The 16,923-nt window shown below is 50.0% G+C and carries 11 protein-coding genes; 4 read left to right on the top strand and 7 right to left on the bottom strand.

What is annotated here, in order from left to right; genetic code table 11:
* The first annotated feature begins 164 nt into the window (after nucleotides 1-164).
* The 4 genes from HRU77_05530 to HRU77_05545 all read left to right on the top strand — a co-directional run bounded on the left by HRU77_05530 (nucleotide 165) and on the right by HRU77_05545 (nucleotide 4,964).
* Nucleotides 165-617 (top strand): cytochrome c, encoded by a 453-nt coding sequence (locus HRU77_05530; GenBank protein ID QOJ20203.1) that lies wholly within the window; start codon nucleotides 165-167, stop codon nucleotides 615-617.
* 200 nt (nucleotides 618-817) lie between these two features.
* Nucleotides 818-2,161: a cbb3-type cytochrome c oxidase subunit I gene (locus HRU77_05535; GenBank protein QOJ20204.1), complete on the top strand. Its 1,344-nt coding sequence runs from the start codon at nucleotides 818-820 to the stop codon at nucleotides 2,159-2,161.
* A complete protein-coding gene (locus tag HRU77_05540) occupies nucleotides 2,161-2,994 on the top strand; it encodes a CbbQ/NirQ/NorQ/GpvN family protein (GenBank protein QOJ20205.1) in 834 nt (277 codons plus the stop codon). Before HRU77_05535 ends, HRU77_05540 begins: the two co-directional genes overlap by 1 nt.
* Nucleotides 2,995-2,996: 2 nt before the next feature.
* Nucleotides 2,997-4,964 carry a VWA domain-containing protein gene (locus HRU77_05545; GenBank protein ID QOJ20206.1) on the top strand — a complete coding sequence of 656 codons (1,968 nt, stop codon included), beginning with the start codon at nucleotides 2,997-2,999 and terminating at the stop codon, nucleotides 4,962-4,964.
* Nucleotides 4,965-4,981: 17 nt separating this feature from the next.
* Here the strand turns inward: HRU77_05545 and HRU77_05550 are convergent, their stop codons facing one another.
* From HRU77_05550 to rpoC, 7 genes are all read right to left on the bottom strand, one after another.
* Nucleotides 4,982-6,211, bottom strand: coding sequence for a pyridoxal phosphate-dependent aminotransferase (locus HRU77_05550; GenBank protein QOJ20207.1), 1,230 nt, complete (start codon nucleotides 6,209-6,211; stop codon nucleotides 4,982-4,984).
* Between the two features lie 183 nt (nucleotides 6,212-6,394).
* Nucleotides 6,395-7,891: a DEAD/DEAH box helicase gene (locus HRU77_05555; GenBank protein ID QOJ20208.1), complete on the bottom strand. Its 1,497-nt coding sequence runs from the start codon at nucleotides 7,889-7,891 to the stop codon at nucleotides 6,395-6,397.
* Nucleotides 7,892-8,126: 235 nt separating this feature from the next.
* The gene (locus HRU77_05560; GenBank protein ID QOJ20209.1) at nucleotides 8,127-8,834 is read right to left on the bottom strand and encodes a NapC/NirT family cytochrome c; all 708 of its coding nucleotides are present in this window, start codon (nucleotides 8,832-8,834) and stop codon (nucleotides 8,127-8,129) included.
* On the bottom strand, nucleotides 8,834-9,553 hold the full coding sequence (locus HRU77_05565; protein QOJ20210.1) for a cytochrome C554: 720 nt from the start codon (nucleotides 9,551-9,553) through the stop codon (nucleotides 8,834-8,836). The genes HRU77_05560 and HRU77_05565 overlap by 1 nt, the downstream gene beginning before the upstream one ends.
* 97 nt (nucleotides 9,554-9,650) lie before the next feature.
* The gene (haoB, locus tag HRU77_05570) at nucleotides 9,651-10,682 is read right to left on the bottom strand and encodes a hydroxylamine oxidation protein HaoB (protein QOJ20211.1); all 1,032 of its coding nucleotides are present in this window, start codon (nucleotides 10,680-10,682) and stop codon (nucleotides 9,651-9,653) included.
* Nucleotides 10,679-12,391 (bottom strand): hydroxylamine reductase, encoded by a 1,713-nt coding sequence (locus HRU77_05575; GenBank protein QOJ20212.1) that lies wholly within the window; start codon nucleotides 12,389-12,391, stop codon nucleotides 10,679-10,681. The genes haoB and HRU77_05575 overlap by 4 nt, the downstream gene beginning before the upstream one ends.
* A gap of 244 nt (nucleotides 12,392-12,635) precedes the next feature.
* On the bottom strand, nucleotides 12,636-16,838 hold the full coding sequence (gene rpoC, locus HRU77_05580) for a DNA-directed RNA polymerase subunit beta' (GenBank protein QOJ20213.1): 4,203 nt from the start codon (nucleotides 16,836-16,838) through the stop codon (nucleotides 12,636-12,638).
* Nucleotides 16,839-16,923 lie beyond the last annotated feature (85 nt).

Consider the following 16,923-nt stretch of genomic DNA (forward strand, 5'->3'; position numbering starts at 1 on the left):
CATTCATATCTGTCTCTATTCTTTGCTTCATTGCATTTCATTCCGGGTATGGGCTAAAATTGAATCTCAATTCTAGAAATATCTCATATCCATATGATAAATATGGACAAATACACTGCCTTTCAAAATGGTCTTTAATTACTACCGCGAGGAAAAAATCACATATGACACAACATCTCACCAAATCAGCCGCACGTAACATTTTTTATGGTGGGTCAATTTTTTTTCTACTGATATTCGCGGCATTGACGGTTCATAGTCACTTCTACATGACCACCGTTGCCACGGATGAATCCACGCTGACGGAATCGGTGGCACGCGGGAAGCATGTCTGGGAACGTCACTCGTGCATCAACTGCCACTCGCTGCTGGGCGAGGGTGCCTATTTCGCACCCGAACTAGGCAATGTGTGGATTCGCTATGGCGGGCAGCAAAGCCCAGAAGGTGCAAGAGCCGGACTCAAAGCATGGATGCGTGCGCAACCCACTCGCACCGAAGGACGGCGGCAGATGCCTCAGTTCAACTTATCGGAACAGGAACTCGACGATCTCGTCGACTTCTTGGAATGGACGAGCCGCATCAATACACTCGGCTGGCCTCCCAGCATTTCCGGGTAATCGCATCTAAGATATTCACTCAAAATGAGAAAGCGCTGAATAGCGCATCAAGCAAGACAATACAAAACAGTGAAGTGCGGGAAATATAGCCGATCCAGACGATAGGAAAATTTCCATCATCAGCGATCTTAACAGATCTCTTGTGCAAACAATTATTTACGCCACTTTCACTCATCACGGTCCACACTGGAGACATACCCATGAAGTATCAGACTCAGGCACTGGCTTACCCTTATTTTGTCGCCGCACTGGCCATTTTCCTGCTGCAAATCCTGGCAGGTGTTCTGGCCGGTTCGATTTACGTATTCCCCAATCTCTTGTCAGAAACCGCGCCATTCCATATCCTGCGCATGATCCATACCAATGCGCTGCTGATCTGGTTGTTGCTGGGTTATTTTGGCGCCAGCTATTTCCTGATACCGGAGGAAAGCGAGCGGGAAATCCACAGTCCGAAACTGGCTTGGCTGCAACTCGGCATTTTCGTCTTTGCCGCGCTGGCGGCAGTTGCCGGTTATCTCTCGGGCGTACACGAAGGCCGGGAGTTCCTGGAACAACCTTTCTGGATCAAGATCCTGATGGTCATTGCATTCCTGATTTTCATCTACAACGTCACCATGACAGTGCTGCAAGGCCGCAAAACCGTGGTGTCGATCGTTTTGCTGCTGGGACTGTGGGGAGCGGCCCTGTTCTTCATGTTCGCCTTCTATAATCCGGACAACCTCGCCGTGGACAAATTGTACTGGTGGTGGGTGGTGCATGTGTGGGTCGAGGGGGTCTGGGAGCTGATCATGTCGGCCATGTTGGCTTTTCTGCTGATCAAGATGACCGGAGTCGACCGTGAAGTGATTGAAAAATGGTTGTATATCATCGTCGGCTTTTCGCTGTTCAGCGGATTACTGGGAACCGGGCACCACTATTACTGGATCGGCGCGCCGGAATACTGGCACTGGATCGGCATCGTCTTTTCTTTCTTCGAAGTCGTGCCGTTTTTCGCCATGATTCTGTGGTCGTTCTATCTGGTCCGCAAGAGTGGCCGCAATCACCCCAACAAGGCCGCGCTGCTGTGGAGCCTGGGTTGTCCGATCATGGCATTCGTCGGCGCCGGATTGCTCGGACTGATGCACAGTTTTCCATCGATCAATTTTTACACGCACGGTACGCAATTGACAGCGGCGCATGGGCATCTGGCGTTTTATGGCGCTTATGTCATGCTGAATCTGGCCTTTTTCACCTATGCCATGCCCGCTCTACGCAATGTGCAGCCATACAATCAGAATCTGAATATCTGGAGTTTTTGGCTCATGAATGCCGCCATGATCGGCATCACGTTCGCCCTGCTGTTTGCGGGTATCCTGCAAACGCATCTGCAACGTGTGATGAATATGGGTTACATGCAAGTGCAGTCGCAACTCGAACTGTTTTACTGGTTGCGCCTGGGTGCCGGGGTGTTTTTCATTCTTGGCGCATTGATGTTCATCTATTCAATGCTGGGATCTGTCCGTGAAGCATCGGCCACCGGCAAGTACGCGCAGCATAACGCCTAATGACAAACGATCCGGTACTATTTACGGCAGCAGGCGCAACACCGGTTCAATCCGCCACGGAAATTCCTTTCTATCACGAAACCGGCAATGAATGCGCCCTGTTTACGGCTGCCTACCGCGAAGGGTTGCCGCTGCTGCTCAAGGGCCCCACCGGCTGCGGCAAGACCCGGTTCGTCGCCCACATGGCAGCTCGTCTCGGGCGGTCGCTCCATACCGTCTCGTGCCACGACGATCTGACCGCAGCCGATCTGACCGGACGGTATTTGTTGCAGGGTGGCGAAACAAAATGGCTGGATGGCCCGCTGACCCGCGCCGTGCGCGAAGGCGGCATCTGTTATTTGGATGAGATCGTCGAAGCGCGCAAGGATGTCACGGTTGTGCTGCACCCATTGACAGACGACCGCCGGGTTCTGCCGCTGGAGCGTACCGGCGAATTTCTGCAGGCGCCGGACGGATTCATGCTGATCGTATCGTACAACCCCGGTTACCAGAATATCCTGAAATCGCTAAAACCCAGCACACGGCAACGTTTTGTCTCGATCAGCTTCGATTTTCCCGCACCCGATATCGAAACCCGGATCGTCGCCACCGAAAGCGGCCTGGCGGAACAACAGTGCCGTCCGCTGGTCAATCTGGCGCAACGCATCCGCGCACTGAAGGACATCGATCTGGAGGAAGTCGTATCCACGCGGCTGCTGGTGTATTGCGCTACATTGCTGAAAAATGGCTTCGATCCCTATCAAGCGGCACAAGCCACGATGATCGAGCCGCTCTGCGATGACGATGACGTCAAGCAGGGATTGCTGGCGCTGGTGCGCGCCACCTTCGGTTAGCCATGCACTGGCTGGAATTCACCGAGCTGGAGGAACAGGCAGGCCGCTTCTGGCACCGAATCGCCGGTGCGGCTGCAAGCTACCCGCATTATCCGCAGGCAGCCGTATCGCTGGACCGGGTACGCCCGGCTCTGGGGGTTTTCTTTCGCGGACTGGGCGGTGCTACCGGTATCGTCATCCAGAGCGGATCCCCGCAGTCGTCCGGACATCGCTTGACATGGCGTCAGCGGCTGGGCCTGATGCAGGAATCGCTGACGCACATCGATTGCGATACACAACGCATGCTGCTGCCTGCGTCGCTGGCCTATTTTCCGGATCCGGATCTAAACCGGCTGCACTATTTCTGGCTGGCGGCATTCTTCGCCACGGCACGCGACTTTCCGTATCATCCGGATGTCACCGCTGCGGTTGAACAGACCCGCACCGATCCACTACAAAACGATCTGGCTTTCCTGCACCGGTCATACCGGATCAGCTCGGCAGCATGCCAGCATCATCCCGGTCTGCTCCCTGTCTATCAAAGATTGTGCAGCGCCATGCTTGCGCAACGGCCGCACCGGTCGCTTCCGAAGCAGGAACAGACGATCGAAGACGTGATCCGGACGATGCTCGGTCAAACCGCTTGCTCCCAAGAAACCGGCGCCTGTTGGCGTGCTCTGCAACAAGATATTCCTGATTTTTCATCGTGGCAGGCCGGAAGGCACTATCGAACTTTTCTGCCGGTGCCGCTTTGGGGCAGCATGCACACCGACCAAGTAGCCGGTAGCACCGAACCCTATGGATCCGAAAAATCTGCCAGCAACAGCGAGGAAACGCATGTTCCGCAATACAAAAAACCAACCCGACGGCACAATCAGGATCAAAGTCGGCGCGACGATCCCCTTTTGTTGAACCGCTTCGAAAAACTGTTGAGCTGGTCGGAAATGGTCAATGTCAACCGGCCTGTCGAAGATGATGACGAACAATCCGCAAAAGCAGCCGCACAAGCGATTGAAACCATCACGTTGAGCCTGCACGAGCAGCAGGCGGCCACGCAACTCAAGTTCGATCTGGATCTCTCCCCGGACGATGTGAATCCGCAAGTACTGATGGGCGAGTTCACCTACCCGGAGTGGAACTTCAAGCGCATGCAATATCACCCGCGGCAATGCCAAGTGATCTTTCAGCGGGCGCAACCTGGCCATGAATTATGGACACCCGGCCAGCAAACCCGGAAACGCTTGCGCCAGATCCACCGCCAGTTCGAAACTTTGCTACCCAAGCGGGAAGTGCTGCGCGGCCAGTACGACGGTGCTGAGCTAGACATGGACGCGCTGGTACGATCACGCTGTGATTTTCTGGCGACCGGCCATCATTCCGACGGTGTGTATCGCAACACTCGTCAGCAGGCGCGCGATCTGAGCGTTGCCATACTGATGGATGTTTCGTTGTCCACGGATAGCTGGATCGATGGCCGCCGCATCCTCGATATCGAAAAGGAAGCGTTAATTGCCTTGGCATCCGGATTGGCCGCTTGCCGCGATACCTTTGCGATCTATACATTCACGTCACGCAAAAAAGGCTACGTGCGCGTCACTGAAGTCAAGCATTTCGATGAATCATACGATTCGCAGGTTTTGCAGCGCATCGCCGCTCTTCGCCCCGGCTATTACACCCGCATGGGCGCCGCGCTGCGGCATGTGCGGCAACTGCTGAACCAGCGGCCGGAACGTCATCGCCTGATCCTGTTGTTGACCGATGGCAAACCCAACGATCTGGATTATTATGAAGGCCGCTATGGCATTGAGGATACTCGGCAAGCCATACTGGAAGCCCGGCACAGCGGTTTATCGGTTTTTGGTATTACGATTGACAGCGAGGCGCAGGACTATTTTCCCTTTTTGTTCGGCAGAGGTGGCTACGCCATCGTATCCCGGCCCGACCGGCTAGCGCATTTGTTGCCGGCTATTTATCGGCAACTTATTCGTTGAACAATCCCTTTAGATTTTCAGTTGGTGCCGTGCCGCTTGCGATAGCGCTGCAAATAATACGCAATGCGTCCAACCGCTTCGGTCAGGTCATCGACATTCGGCAGGAACACGACGCGGAAATGATCCGGATTCATCCAGTTGAAACCGGTTCCTTGTACTAAAAGCACTTTCTCTTCCAGCAGAAGATCGAGCACGAATTGTTGATCGTCCTCGATCGGATAAACTTCCGGATCCAGCCGCGGAAATAAATACAGCGCCGATCGCGGCTTGACGCAGGAAACACCGGGAATATCGGTCAACAGCTTCCATGCGACATCGCGTTGCTTCATCAGCCGCCCGGTCGGCATGGTCAGATCGTAAATGCTTTGATATCCACCCAGTGCGGTTTGAATCCCGAATTGCGACGGTACGTTGGCGCACAGTCGCATTGAAGCCAGCATGTTTAATCCGGCGATATAATCGCGGGCATGGGTTTTCTCGCCGGAGACCACAGCCCAACCGGAACGGAAACCGGCGGCGCGGTAATTTTTCGATAGCCCGTTGAATGTAACGAACAGCACATCATCGGCCAATGAAGCGATCGAAGTGTGCGTAGCTTCGTCATACAGAATTTTGTCATAAATTTCGTCGGCGTAAATGATCAGTTGATGTTGACGGGCAATTTCAATGATCTCCAGCAGCAATTCCTTCGGATAAAGCGCACCGGTCGGATTGTTGGGATTGATGATGACGATGGCGCGTGTTCTGGAATTGATCTTAGCCCGAATATCGTCGAGATCGGGTAACCAGCCCGATGCTTCGTCGCACACGTAATGCCGCGCCGTACCGCCGGACAGCACAACCGCGGCCGTCCACAACGGATAATCCGGCATCGGTATCAAGACTTCGTCACCATTATCCAACAGCGCCTGCATCGTCAATACGACCAGTTCAGATACGCCGTTACCGATAAAAATATCATCCAACTGAACGCTCTTGATCTGCTTTTCCTGGGTGTAATGCATAATCGCCTTGCGCGCTGCGAACAAGCCTTTGGAATCGCAATATCCCGAAGCATCCGACAGATTGCGGATGACATCCTGCAAAATCTCTTCCGGCACATCAAACCCGAAGGTTGCCGGATTACCGATGTTCAGTTTGATAATGTGATGACCTTCCTCCTCCATTTGCTTGGCGCGCTCCATCACCGGACCGCGAATGTCATAACACACATTGGTTAATTTGCTGGATTTTAGAATTGGGCGCATGATAAGCAAAAAGGGATTGGGGAGCGGAAAGTGTCAAAACCTTGCAACACTGTTATCTTTCAAGTAATCAGTACACTATTATATAGATTATCGCCGCAATTCCTTACATGAAATATACAGCTTTTTACATTCGAGTTTGGCTTTATGCCATCGGTTACTCACGAAAACCAGTCGATGGGAGAATTAAGAAGCTTCGCTTTTTTTCTGTTTATTGATTGCAGGAGAGATAAATAAAGCCGGTACCGGTCTTTTGGAAAGCCGGCGATGAGCTGGTTTTTTATTTAATTGATTTGATTCCTCGATTAAAGCATTTACGTCCGCATACTTGGATATATAGGGTTGAGTAAATAATGGATCGTCAATTTTATTATCCGCACGCTTGGCATTTCTCGTCATCGTTTCTTTATTAAAGTGAATAACTTTTTCTCCGTTTTTGACGAACGAGTGTGTTTTCTTACTTTGCTTGGATAATCCGCTCCGTTTGCTTTTTAGCTCTTCGCTTGTCGTGTTTTTTCTAAAATCGTGAACTTGCGTTTCTTTTAATTCGAATCCATTGATTTGTTCAGCTTTGATTTTAATACCCAGCAATTTCTCAATATCAATCAGTAAATTATTTTCTTCTTTACTGACCAGCGAAATTGCAAGCCCTTTCGTTCCGGCACGCCCGGTTCTCCCGATGCGATGAACATAATCCTCCGGATTATTGGGCAATTCAAAATTAATCACATGGGACAATTCTTCTATATCGAGGCCGCGTGCTGCAACATCCGTTGCAACAAGCACCCGGATCAGACCTTGCTTAAAATTATCCAACGCTTGCGTGCGTTGCAGTTGATTCCTATCGCCATGTATCGCTTCACTGCTAATTTGATGACGTTTTAAGCGCTGCGTCAATCGATCCGCTCCATGCTTGGTTCGTGTAAAAACCAGCACTTGCTGCAACTCCTCTTGTTGAATCAATCGAATTAATAATTCTTGCTTTCTGATGGATTCAACCGGATAAACAACGTGTGTTATCAATTCACTGACCGAGTTCTGTTTTGCAACCTCGATCAGTACAGGGCTTTGCAATAATTTGTTCGCCAGTTTTTTGATTTCCGGTGAGAAAGTAGCCGAGAACATGAGATTCTGACGATGCTCCGGAAGCAACTGAATAATTTGTTTTATATCAGGCAGAAATCCCATATCCAGCATCCGATCGGCCTCGTCTAAAACCAGTATTTCTACTTTTGCCAGTGATAACGTTTTTTGTTGGATATGATCCAATAATCGCCCCGGTGTTGCGACTAAAATTTCCACACCCGAACGCACAATATCGATCTGAGTATCGATGTTCACTCCACCATAAATAACAGTCGATCGGAGTGCCAAGTATTTTCCATATGTTTTAACACTGTCATGGACCTGTACCGCAAGTTCTCTGGTTGGAACTAAAATTAATGCGCGGACTGGATGTTTGGCCGGCGACATGCTGGTATTTGCATGAATCTGCAGCCGTTGCAGCATTGGCAGGGTAAAACTTGCTGTTTTTCCGGTACCCGTTTGAGCACCGCCCATCACATCTTTTCCTTCTAAAATGACGGGTATTGCTTGTTCTTGAATTGGAGTGGGATTTACATATCCCTGATCAGAGATCGCGCGCAATAAATCGGTTGATAAACCGAGTTGCTCGAATGACATATTTTTACTGCTCCTGAAAATTACTTGATTTGTTCACTAAATATACAACTCATAATTGAATGTTTTGAGAAGAATGATTAATCATATCCATGATAATGATGCAATTTCAATAAGCAAAAGAACCCGCACAAAAAAATTTGTGCGAGTTCTTTTCAGGTTATGCTGTTAACTTTATTAAGAATTTTTCAATACTCATAATGAAGCACAGAGACTAAGAGTCGAGACCGGGAATTCATTACTCCTCATCGTCCTCATCATCATCGTCCGAGGCTTCCGAGCTTCCGGCTTCACCGCCAGCAGCAGCACCGCTGCCCGCACCTTCGCCTTCGTCCTCATCCTCTTCGTCTTCTTCTCCTGACCCACCTTCATCCTCTTCCTTCACCAGTACCATCTTGCCCGCCTTCAAGCTCGCATTCAGGTCGGTCTTCGGCACTTCTTCATGTACCAGATTCTGATGGCAGTCTATGCACGTCGCACCTTCCGTCTTCAGCTTCTTGTGCGCTTCCTGTGCGTCCGCTCCCGGCGGATTCGGGTTCTTATGGCAGTCGCGGCAGGTGATGCTGTCCCATTTCTTCAAGTTCATCCGCGCATCGTGCGCCATGATTAAACGGCGCTCATTAAACTTCTCCAGCGTCGAGTAATCGTTCACCAGTTCCAAGTACAGTTCTCTCGCACCATCCACCGCGTGGGTATACACGGCTAAGTGGAAGTTCTTGAACCCTTGCGGTATGTGACAGTCTTTACAGCCGGGATTTACACCCAGCGCACCGTAGTGCGTCGATTGCTTCAGTTCCGTTTGCGTATAGGTCATCGAGTGGCAGCTGGTACAGAATTCTTCGGTCGATAGCGCCGCTTCTCCGCCAAATACTACCGCTACCAGTACGATACCCAGCAATCCGCCTGTCAGCAGCGTGCCTATCGCTCCTTTTTGTATCCCTGTCATTACTCTTTTCCTTTATCTTTTTTGTCCGCTGTCTTTTCCTTGGCGCTGGCTTGGAATTCGTCATGGTACTTGAATTTCGGTTCGCCTACGAAAGTGCCGTCCAGTTTGTAGTGTTCGTGCATCGCTTTGACGTCTTTGACCATTTTGTCAAAGTCAAACGTGTATTTCGCGTCAACTGCTGGTGTGAATGGGGTGTACGGAGCTTTCGCGCCTTTCCAGGGTGAGCCTTCGTAGTTCAGGTGACAGGCGGCGCATGCTTCTTCAAAGTGGAAGTCTTGTCCTTTGTCTGCAACCACTTTGCGTTGTGTGGTGGTGCCTTTGCTTTCAAATGCTTGTCCTGCTTTGCGATGATCTCCACGGTAGCTCTTTCCAGGGCCGTGACAGGATTCGCAGCCAACTGCCGCCAATGGTTTTTTCGGTGCGTCTATGTTGTAACCGCCTTTTTTGCCGAAGCCGTCGACGTGACAGCCTACGCAGTCTTTGTCTTGGGTGTAGTCTTTTTCCGGATCCAGTTTGGCTTTAACTTTGGCTTCTTTGCGCGCGCCCGGTTTTAGCGATTCCATCGCTTTGGCGTGTGCGGTGTCTTTCCACGATTTGGCTTGTGATTTGTGGCAGGAGCTGCATTTCGCACGGCCTTCAAAGGTGTCCGCCAGTGCCGCGCCTGAAAAAAATGCGGTTGCCGCTAGTACCGCCAGTATATAGGTTATTGGGTGTTTCATCCTTCCTCCTTTATGCTTTTTTTAATTCAAGTTTGTTGGCTTCGTATTGTACGCTATCGCCGCATTGTGTAAATGGCTATTTTGCTGGCGTTGCCGTTTATGGTAGTTTGTAAACCCAGTAGCCGCCTTGTTGATAGATCAGTTGCGCTACTTCCAGTTCCGTCGGGGCTTTCTTGTCGACAAACGGCAGCATTCTGGCCAGTAGCGTTTGACTGCTCTTTTCATCGCTCAGGAAGAATACTCTGATTTCTTCGTCCGCGACCGATTGCAGGGTGTAGGTGTTGAAGTCGTTTTCCTTCAGTTGCACTTTCATTTGGTTGATCATGCCGTGCATGTTGCCGGTCATCGGGAAGTTCTGAAACGCTACGCCAATTTTGTCCGGGTGCATGAGTCCGACTTTGTATAGGTCGGTGACGTGTACGATGACGTAGGTTTCCCGGTCTGAGCCTACCAGTTCCCGCAGTTGCTTGACGCCTTCTTCCGCAGGGGCTGTCAGGGCTTCGCTGAAGCGTTTGAATTGTGCGCGTTCTTTTTGACTGGCTTTGCTTTCCCAGAATTGGTTTTCATAGGCTTGGATGGCTTCGCTTTGTTCCAGCCAGGGCACCGGTATCATCAGCGGTTCGTTCAGGTGGCTGGTAAAGAGCGTGTCGTTGCCGGTGAGCAGTTTGAGTTGCCGCGAGGTATCCCACCAGGACAGTATCAGGGCGTCTTTCGGCGCGTGTCTTTTGATTACGGCGGCCAGCGCACTGAGTTCCGATGGTTTGCGGTCGAAGTTGTACAGTATTTCGTTGGTGCTGTTCTTCCAGTAGATCAGTACCGGCGCTCCGCCTTCTTGCCGCGCTACCATGAATTCGGCTATCGGTTTGGTTACTCCGTCGGCTTGTACTTTGTATTGGCTGAGCTTCAGTTCCGGCCAGCCTTCCAGGTCCATTTTGCTGAACTTCCGGCTGTCGCCTTCCGCAACCAGTTGATAGTGATAGGGGGCCGGTACCGGTTTGAACCATATATATGTAAACCAGCCCAACAAAAGCAAACCTCCCGTCACCAGGAGGATCCCTAATGACGGGAGTAGCTTGTCTCCCGATCGCACTGCCTTGGCAGTGCGATCTTCTGCGTTAGCGCTTATCAAGCTTCGCTTTGCTTACGTTTGCGCCAGCCTGCCAGAGCCAGTGTTCCGGCCAGCAGCATGCCACCGCCTAAACCGCCCAGCGAGATTTTCTCTGCTGTGCCGTCTAAGTCGAGTAGACTGGTTTTCTTGCTTTCAAGATTCTTAACACGTTCTTGCAGTGCAACCATTTCACGGATGCGGGTGTTTTCGTCTTGAATTTCAACGTAGGCGCGGTTGATCGGCCCCCAGCCTTCGGTGTAAGTCCAGCCGCCCGGGTTGACGTGCGCTAAGCCTACGTGCATTTTAGCCAGGTCGTTTTCATGCATTTCCAGCACTTTCAGCTCGATCGCTGCAGGGCTGTTGCCTTTCGACCAGAACAGTTGGGCAAAGTATGCATAGCCTTCTTTTTCCGGTGCAGGTGGTGCAGGGCGGTTGGTTTTTTGCCCTGTCAATAAGCCTTCCTTGTACAGTTGGTGTACGATAGCGTTGGCTTCTTGGTATTTAGCCAGTCCTTCCAGCGTGCCTCTGTCCATCAGGTCGAGGTAGGAGCGGGCAAAACGTTCCGAGTGGCATTGGGTACAAGTCACGACCCATGAGTCCAGACGTTTTTCCGACCATTCGCTCTTGATGTTTTCAGCAATCCCAGGAACAAACGGATAGTTCGCCCAGCGGATTTTTCTAACCATGTTGTGGCTGTATTCGCCTTCGTATTCCATGTGGCAGCCGGCGCAGGTTGGCGCGCTTTGTCCGCCTACTGCATAGGCGTCTTTTAACGGTGCTTCCCAGTTCCATTGGTTACCCAGCATGCCGACAATCTTGCCGTGCTTGGACATGGAGTAAGCTTCCCAGTTGTTGTGGTCTACGCCGCTGTGACAGGTTGCGCAGGCTTCCGGTCTGCGGGATTCCGCTGCTGAGAATTCGTGACGGGTGTGGCAGGAGTCACATTTGTTTTGGTTGGTGTGGCACATCGAGCAGCCTTCGGCTACTTCGCGTTGCGGCATCGCTGCCCATACCGTGGTTTCCACGTTGGCTTTGTAGTCCAGCGCATGCGATGGACGTCCATCCGGCCATTGGTCGTGCGGCCAGATCATCGTGTCGCGTTCCGATTCACGTTCTGCAAATTCTTGCAGGTGACAGGTACCGCATACGTCCGCCGTCGGCATTCTGATGTCTTTGGTGTGATCGGCTTTTTTCTTCGCGCCAATGTCTACGTGGCAGTCGATACAGCCGACTTCTTTCAGGTTTTCACCTTCAGCCAGTCTGCCCATCGAGCGTAGGTTCTTTTCGATGTCTTCCAGTTTGGCTTTCTTATAAAAAGTAGGATCGCCCGGTTTCAGATTGCGGACTTTGTCCAGGTTCGCATGGCTGCTTCTCTTCCACGCTTGTACCCATACCGGCGATTCGTCGGTGTGGCATTCCACGCATTCTTTACGGCTCGCAACTTCTTTGTTCGTGGTAGGCGATTTGTAAAATGTCGCCGGATCCAGGTAAATTCCATACGGAATCGGTTCCCAATATTGCGCCAGCGTGCCGCGGCCCGCTCCTTGCGCAGGATCCTTGTAACGCTTAACCAGCGCTTCGTGCAATTCCTTCGGCGTTACTTTCTCTCGATCCAGTTTCAACGCTTCATATAATTCGTTCGGTACGCTCGGTATGTTCGCGTGCGCCGCTCCTATCAGCAACCCACCCAACATCGCCGCTACTATCTTCGGCCATAGCTTGCCTTTCATCTCTCTCTCCTTTGGTTTTCCATTCTCTTTTAACCCTTCGCCTTCCTTCTATTCCTTCTCTTTTTATTTTTTCTCAATCTACCTATGAGGAGTTTAGCAAATGCTCACCTTCCTCTCTTGCTTTACCTCAAACTTTGATCATCTATCATGACCTCAGTAATAGCCACACAGCTGCAAAGACTACTTAGTACTTCATTACCTGTCAAGGGACGATATTGATAATCGAATAGTAGGCTTTTAATTGCTAGACTGTGTTATCTATTGAAATATCTGATTCCAAACCTGACTCGGATAACTTTTCTTGATTTCTTCGTTTGCTGTGAAAAGACAATCCCGTCCCTGCTGGCACAAGCCTACCGACAATAACATTCTCTTTCAGCCCTCGCAAATCATCTTTCTTACCCATGATGGCCGCCTCAGTTAACACTCGTGTTGTTTCCTGGAATGATGCAGCTGAGATGAAAGAATCCGTTGACAGTGATGCTTTTGTAATACCAAGCAGTAAGAACTCGTAGGTAGCCGGCATTTTTTTCTCTGCGATCAGCCGTTCATTTTCGATCAACAAATCAGCTCGCTCAACCTGTTCTCCGGGTATAAATGACGAATCCCCGGCATTAACAACCTGCACTCGCCGTAACATTTGACGCACGATGACTTCAATGTGCTTGTCGTTTATCCTGACACCTTGCAAACGATATACATCTTGAACTTCATCGGTAATGTAGCGCGCTAATGCTTCGACACCTTGTAAACGCAGTATGTCACGTGGATCAGCCGGGCCGTCAACGATAATCTCGCCTTTGTTGACAACTTGTCCATCATGCGCCATGACATGTTTATCCTTCGGTATGAGATACTCATGAACGACACCTTCCAGATCAGTGATAACAAGCCGCTGCTTACCTTTGGTATCTTTCCCGAACGACACGATACCGGTTACTTCGGCCAGCATACCGGCATCTTTTGGTGATCGTGCCTCAAACAGTTCAGCTACGCGCGGCAAGCCACCGGTAATATCCCGTGTTTTGGACGTTTCTTGCGGAATTCGTGCCAATACCTCACCGACACTTACTTGCTGCCCGTCACGTACAGTAATGATACAACCAATCTGGAATGTAATACTCACAGACTGATTACTTCCAACCATTTTAATCTCATTGCCGTCGTCATCCAAGAATTTCACCAAAGGACGCAGGCCTTTTGATTGCAATACACCACGACGCTTCGGATCAATAACCACCAATGTCGACAATCCGGTTACTTCATCGATTTGCTTGGCAACCGTCACGCCTTCCTCGACATTCTCGAAACGAACCTTGCCGCTATACTCGGTGATAATCGGTCGCGTATGCGGATCCCAAGTAGTCAGTATTTGACCTGCTTTAACCGTTTCACCATTGCGCACCATCAATGTCGCACCATATGATGCTTTATGCCTTTCACGCTCACGGCCATTCTCATCTTGAATAATGATTTCACCACTGCGCGATATGGCGATTAATTCATTTTGCGCATTGGTTACATAACGCATCGTGGATGAGTAATGCACTACGCCGCTTGACTTACTTTCAACCTGACTGACAACGGCGGTTCTCGATGCTGCACCACCGATATGGAATGTGCGCATTGTTAACTGCGTTCCCGGCTCGCCAATCGATTGAGCTGCAATGACACCTACTGCTTCGCCGACATTGACCGGGGTACCGCGTCCCAGATCCCGGCCATAGCATTTAGCGCATAACCCGTAACGCGTTTCACAAGTCAAGGGTGTGCGAACTTTTACTTCATCGATGCCCAATGACTCAATTAAATCGACAGCGTCTTCATCTAACAATTCACCTGCGGCAAAAACGACTTCCTGATTTTCGGGATTGACCAAATCGATTGCTACAACCCTGCCAAGAATCCGTTCCCGCAATGCTTCAATAATCTCACCGCCTTCTACCAGTGCCTTCATCACAACGCCGTTGCCTGTGCCACAATCTTCTTCGGTGACAACAAGATCCTGCGTGACATCAACCAAACGCCGCGTTAGATAGCCTGAGTTTGCTGTTTTTAATGCCGTATCCGCCAAACCTTTACGAGCACCATGTGTGGAAATGAAGTATTGCAATACATTCAATCCTTCACGGAAATTAGCGGTAATTGGAGTCTCAATGATCGATCCGTCCGGTTTCGCCATCAATCCCCGCATCCCCGACAGCTGACGTATTTGTGCCGCTGAGCCGCGCGCACCGGAATCCGCCATCATGTAGATCGAATTGAAAGACTCTTGCGTTAGCGGTTTACCATCCTCACTCAATTTGATCTTGCTGGTAATTTGATCATGTACTGGTTCAACGCCGAGTTGATTCATCATCGCTTTTGCAACCTGATCACCCGCGCGCCCCCAAATATCCACAACTTTGTTATAGCGTTCGCCTTGAGTCACCAAACCTGAAGTATATTGCCCTTCAATCTCTTTCACTTCTTTTTCCGCTGCCGCGATAATATCGCCTTTTTGCGTCGGCACCAGCATATCATCCGCACAAATGGATATTCCCGCACGTGTTGCGTAGCTGAAGCCCGCATACATCAGTTTATCCGCAAAAATAACGGTTTCGCGCAATCCGCACCGTCTAAAGCTGGCGTTGATGAGTTTTGAAATCTCTTTCTTTTTAAGCGCCTTGTTAAGAAGCGAAAAGGGCAGTTCTGGCGGAAAAATTTCAAATAGTAAGGCTCGGCCTACCGTTGTTTCATAACGGGTGATTTTTTCAGAACGTTCACCATCTGCGTTCGTTTCATATTCTTTAATCCTAACCGTAATTTTGGCATTCAGCTCTGCATTACGTGTTTCATAGGCACGCGAAACTTCATTCACGTTTTGAAATATCATACCTTCTCCACGCGCACCAATCTTTTCGCGCGTTGTATAGTAGAGTCCAAGCACGATATCTTGCGATGGCACTATAATCGGTTCACCATTAGCAGGTGATAGTACGTTATTGGTTGACATCATTAAGGTGCGGCATTCCATTTGCGCTTCCAACGAAAGCGGAACATGCACGGCCATTTGGTCACCGTCAAAGTCAGCATTAAAAGCCGCGCATACTAACGGATGCAATTGAATTGCTTTACCTTCAACCAGCACTGGCTCAAAAGCTTGTATACCTAATCGATGCAACGTTGGCGCGCGGTTCAGCATGACTGGATGCTCGCGGATCACATCTTCCAAGATGTCCCATACCACCGCACTCTCATTCTCAACCTCACGCTTGGCGGCTTTTATCGTGCTTGCTATCCCCATCAGCTCCAGCTTATTGAAGATAAAGGGTTTAAATAGCTCAAGCGCCATTTTCTTCGGTAATCCGCATTGATGCAGTTTCAGCTGAGGTCCGACAACGATTACCGAACGTCCTGAATAGTCGACACGCTTACCCAGCAGATTTTGACGGAAGCGGCCGCCTTTACCTTTAATCATATCGGCCAAAGATTTGAGCGCACGCTTATTCGCACCCGTCATCGCTTTTCCGCGACGGCCATTATCCAGTAACGAATCAACGGCCTCTTGCAGCATTCGCTTTTCATTACGAACAATAATTTCCGGCGCTTTCAATTCCAGCAGCCGCTTAAGCCGATTGTTACGATTGATGACACGACGATACAAATCATTCAAATCAGAAGTCGCAAAACGCCCGCCATCCAGCGGCACTAGCGGACGAAGGTCTGGCGGCAATACAGGCAAAACCGTCAACACCATCCATTGCGGTTTAATTCCTGATTTATTAAAGGCTTCAAGCAGCTTAAGACGCTTAGAGATTTTCTTAATCTTCGTCTCGGAACCTGTGCTTTCCAATTCACGCCGCAGGCTTTCGATTTCCGCGCTTATATCGAGATTACTCAATAAATCCCGGATACCCTCCGCTCCCATGCTGGCACTGAAATCATCGCCATACTCTTCCGTTTTGATTAAATAATCATCCTCGGTCAATAACTGACAGCGTGTTAATGGCGTCATGCCCGGATCGGTCACCACATAAGCTTCAAAATAAAGTACTCGCTCAATGTCTCGCAAGGTCATGTCTAACACCATGCCAAGGCGCGAAGGCAACGATTTTAGAAACCAGATATGCGAAACCGGCGAAGCAAGCTCGATATGCCCCATTCGCTCGCGGCGAACTTTTGATAGCGTCACTTCAACGCCGCATTTTTCACAAATAACGCCGCGGTGCTTCAAGCGCTTGTATTTACCGCACAAGCACTCATAATCTTTCACCGGCCCAAAAATCTTGGCGCAAAACAGACCATCCCTTTCCGGTTTGAATGTACGGTAATTGATCGTTTCCGGTTTTTTTACTTCACCATAAGACCATGAGCGTATTTTCTCGGGTGACGCAAGGCCAATCTTGATGGCATCAAATTCTTCTTTATGAGTAACTTGTTTAAATAAATCTAACAGTGCTTTCATTTGTCACTCCTGTCAATCAGGGGGCAATAATAGTTATATGAGTCGGTACTAATAGCTAAAAAATCGTTCGATCACGCAAAATCCG

It is taken from the genome of Gammaproteobacteria bacterium, assembly GCA_015709615.1.
In the GTDB taxonomy this organism is placed as follows: Bacteria; Pseudomonadota; Gammaproteobacteria; order Burkholderiales; family Nitrosomonadaceae; genus Nitrosomonas.